The organism is Bartonella sp. AA83SXKL (genome assembly GCF_042196965.1).
In the GTDB taxonomy this organism is placed as follows: domain Bacteria; phylum Pseudomonadota; class Alphaproteobacteria; order Rhizobiales; family Rhizobiaceae; genus Bartonella.
In genome coordinates this window covers 1-3,482 of sequence record NZ_JBHIRG010000056.1, presented here as the reverse complement: position 1 = coordinate 3,482, position 3,482 = coordinate 1, and the positions used below count along the sequence as shown (strand labels likewise).

Annotated in this window: 6 protein-coding genes and 1 pseudogene; 5 read left to right on the top strand and 2 right to left on the bottom strand. The window is 35.3% G+C overall.

The window, feature by feature from the left end:
* From ACFINO_RS09370 to ACFINO_RS09360, 3 genes and pseudogenes are all read left to right on the top strand, one after another.
* A pseudogene (locus tag ACFINO_RS09370) lies at positions 1 to 249 on the top strand (hypothetical protein); the annotation flags it as partial.
* 183 nt (positions 250 to 432) lie between these two features.
* The gene (locus tag ACFINO_RS09365) at positions 433 to 780 is read left to right on the top strand and encodes a hypothetical protein (RefSeq protein WP_375655533.1); all 348 of its coding nucleotides are present in this window, start codon (positions 433 to 435) and stop codon (positions 778 to 780) included.
* Positions 767 to 1,282: a hypothetical protein gene (locus ACFINO_RS09360; RefSeq protein ID WP_375655531.1), complete on the top strand. Its 516-nt coding sequence runs from the start codon at positions 767 to 769 to the stop codon at positions 1,280 to 1,282. The genes ACFINO_RS09365 and ACFINO_RS09360 overlap by 14 nt, the downstream gene beginning before the upstream one ends.
* 125 nt (positions 1,283 to 1,407) lie before the next feature.
* On the opposite strand, the gene ACFINO_RS09355 is transcribed toward ACFINO_RS09360, so the two are convergent.
* Positions 1,408 to 1,713, bottom strand: a complete 306-nt coding sequence (locus ACFINO_RS09355) for a BrnA antitoxin family protein (protein ID WP_273756873.1) — start codon at positions 1,711 to 1,713, stop codon at positions 1,408 to 1,410.
* Positions 1,691 to 1,990 carry a BrnT family toxin gene (locus ACFINO_RS09350; protein WP_375612484.1) on the bottom strand — a complete coding sequence of 100 codons (300 nt, stop codon included), beginning with the start codon at positions 1,988 to 1,990 and terminating at the stop codon, positions 1,691 to 1,693. Before ACFINO_RS09350 ends, ACFINO_RS09355 begins: the two co-directional genes overlap by 23 nt.
* Positions 1,991 to 2,184: 194 nt before the next feature.
* On the opposite strand from ACFINO_RS09350, the gene ssb reads away from it, so the two are divergent.
* A complete protein-coding gene (gene ssb, locus ACFINO_RS09345) occupies positions 2,185 to 2,637 on the top strand; it encodes a single-stranded DNA-binding protein (RefSeq protein WP_375635128.1) in 453 nt (150 codons plus the stop codon).
* Positions 2,638 to 2,647: 10 nt separating this feature from the next.
* Positions 2,648 to 3,196, top strand: a complete 549-nt coding sequence (locus ACFINO_RS09340; RefSeq protein WP_375632642.1) for a hypothetical protein — start codon at positions 2,648 to 2,650, stop codon at positions 3,194 to 3,196.
* The last annotated feature ends 286 nt before the right edge of the window (positions 3,197 to 3,482 follow it).

The following is a 3,482-nucleotide window of genomic DNA, read 5'->3' as shown; positions in this document are numbered from 1 at the left end:
TTGCAAGCCGTTAAAAATCTTATACGTGGTGAGGCAAAAGGCATGTCCACAACATTTGTCCCCTCATGCGCTGATCTGGCGCAGTATTGTCGCGATTTAGAAAGCAGGCTTTATGGTGTTGCTGAGAAGGTTTTTATCGCTGTTGAAAATACGCGTAACCTAGCTTTAGGAGGCAAGCGCATTTCATTCATGAGAATAGGCAAGCCTAGTGAAGAGCAACATAACAGTAGCAATTCTAAAGCGGCTTAAAACAGCAAAATAGTGAAAAGTGCTGATCATTTTGGGATTAGATATGCATTTAAATCGACAAAAAGGTACCATAAAAAGCGATTTAAAGATTTTACGATGAAAAACCCACATCCGCAATATAAAACGCTCTGTACGGTCAAATTTTAGGTAAATAGACCAATTGGTAAAAATAGGAATTAAAACATGGAAATATTAAAACGAAGATTCTTTAAAAAACGTAAACAGCCTATGCAAAAAGAGTTTGTTGCAACAGCTGTTGGTTATGTTCCTTGGGGAGACGGAGCAGAGGAGTATTTTTACAACCTCTACGAATATGAAGACGGCACAAGAGAGTGTGAAAAGTTTGATGGCGGACAGTATTATACCACACCAGAAAATGCAGATTTTAGTACCAAAGCGCAGGTGAAAGCATGGGTTTACGGTGGGAATATTCCGAAAAGCATTCTCAATTACGAACCTCTTATAGATGAGATTAACAGAGAGATCAAAAAATTATCGAAAACCGCAGGAAATAAATATGTTTACAGATAAGCAGCTAAGAGCCTTGTTTGGCATTATAACTTTTATATTTTTATGTTTTTTAGGAATTAAAAAAAATCCCTACTTTATTCAAAGTATTTTGACATTCGCATCTGTTTCTTTGGTAATAGTCACAACTGTTTTTGCAATTTTATGCAATTCCAAGATTCCTTCTGAATTGCAGAGCAACCCAAAATACAAACGCGGCAATACAACAGGTTGGGTGAAACTAACACGTGATTTACAACAGTATATGCACAGACTTTTAAAGCTAATAAGTTTAGCACTTGTCGTTTTAATTTTCCCAAATAGTTATAAGGAAACTGTTTCTTTACCTTTCATTTCTAAGTACGTGGAGTACAAGCTTTCTTTTTCATTGGATAATGTACTTTGGTACTCAGATATTGCTCTTTGGTATTCTTTTTTAGTTTGTGTATTGTTTCTTATGTTACATACACGCAGTTTAATAAACATATCTATTTACACACTACAGTGCTCAGTTAAAAAGCTATAGTAAAATTTCCGATTTTATAAAACTGTTCAGATTACGTTGTTTCTTCTCAACGTTCATAGATGAGATCAACAAGGAGATAAAAAACTATCGAAAGCAGTTTGATACTCTTTGTAGCAGGAAAGAGATCAACGCATTGAACGAAGCATGGCGTCACGTAAAATTGCGTTAATCCGTGTTTGATATCCTTTCCCTTGACTTTTAAGCCACGCTAGAACGTCTGAATCCACACGTACTGTTGTGACAGTTTTGGTTGGTTTATAGAATGGATTGCGAACGGCGTTTTTCCAAAATGCATCATTGAGTGACGGAATATCACTATGATCAATTGCACTGTCCGGCATTGCAGCCAGCTTATCAACTTCAACTCTCTGTTTATCTGTCAAAGGTGATAAGTTACCTACATCAATTTCATAAAGAACTTTCTTCTTCATAACGTTTCCTTTCTTTCGAGTTAGCTCGCCGCGCTGAAATAATACGGATTACTTCTATACCATCTTTATCATCATGGACAGTATGCGCCACGAGCAGCAGTAAAAAACCATCCACAAGACCCAAAGTTTGCCAACGATATTCTCCGTTTTCAATACGGTCTTGTTTAACCATGGCGAACGGGTCTGCAAAAACACGAGCAGCAATTTCAAAACTGACACGGTGCTTTCTAAGATTACTTTTCGCTTTAGCTTCATCCCATTCAAATCTTATTTTCATATCTTATGTTAATACATTTATGTATGTATTTCAAGAGTTTTAAATGAACACTGAACTATTTATGTTTTTTTGCATATTAAATATAATTTTATATGTTAAAAAACAATATTATCATTTTGAAATAATTGAAAAAATAAGCAAATCATGCTAAGATTTTCTATGTATTAAAGTACAAGTTTAAGGTAAGAAAAAACATGCTAAATAAAGTGACATTAATCGGGCGTTTAGGTGCTGATCCCGAAAGCAAAACAATGAATTCTGGAGCAGAAATAGTCAATTTTAGTATAGCGACTTCTGAGAGCTATACAGATAAAAAAACCAATCAAAAAGTAGAGAAAACAGAATGGCATTCCGTTGTGATTTTTAATCCACATTTGGCAAAAATTGCACTTCAATATCTAAACAAAGGTTCAAAGGTTTACATAGAAGGAAAGTTACAGACACGCAAATGGCAAGATAAAAATGGGCATGACCGTTACACAACAGAGATTGTCTTACCACAATTCAAAGGCGAGTTGTATTTGCTTGATGCCAAAAAAGATCAATCGGCATCCCCTACCCCTTCACCTATTACTTCTCAAAATTATGCTATCGCTTCAGGTGCTCAAGATTATAGAACAGCTCTTAACGATAGCGTCCCATTCTGATTGAAAAAATATGGCTAAAAGAAAAAAACGTACAAAACGTGGTCGTCCTCGGATTAAAGGGTGTATCAGAGAACCAAATGGACGTATCTCACGAGCAAAAACACCGCATGAACCCATGGATAAATTGGCAATTGAAATGCGTGCCAAACGCTTCTGTTTGACCATAGAAGAGGCTAAAAATCCGCTTTCCGGTACCTATATCGGGCGGCTTTATTTGCAAGGCGAAATAAATCAAGACCAATATGATGCTGCGCAAAAATATCTTGAAGTGAAAAATGACTATTCGTGTGCAAAAGGTTTGCCAAGTGCTGTTTATGATAAAATGCCCTCATCTTCTGATGAGACAGCAAAAGAAAAATGGATTAAATTTGCAACAGAACAGTTTTCAAACATGCAAGAGGCTATCAAAGAAGCACAACACCTCTATAGACAGTATAATCTTTATGCCGCGATACAACATCTTGTTATAGAAAACCAAACATTACCACATCTTGTTAGTTCTTTGCGTATTGCTCTAAATGCTCTCCAGAAGTATTTTTATCCAAAAAATAAATGGTAAATGCTTTAACGTATAAACGATTTTTGGGAACGGAATATTTGCATCATTTGTTTGTAAAGCAGCATATTTAGGTAAAAAAATAAAAAAAATACAAGATCATGATTTTTTTGTTGACAATATGTGAAAAGTCGTATTTAATGACGCTGCTGTACTGGTCGAATTGCGTCCAAAATTCAAAAATATCCTCTAAAAATTTAGTAAAATGTGATCTTGAAACGTGGCTAGAAAGCCCTGTTTTCTGGGTAATTCTGACTAATCTATTTTTCAAATAACAAAAATCAATAAT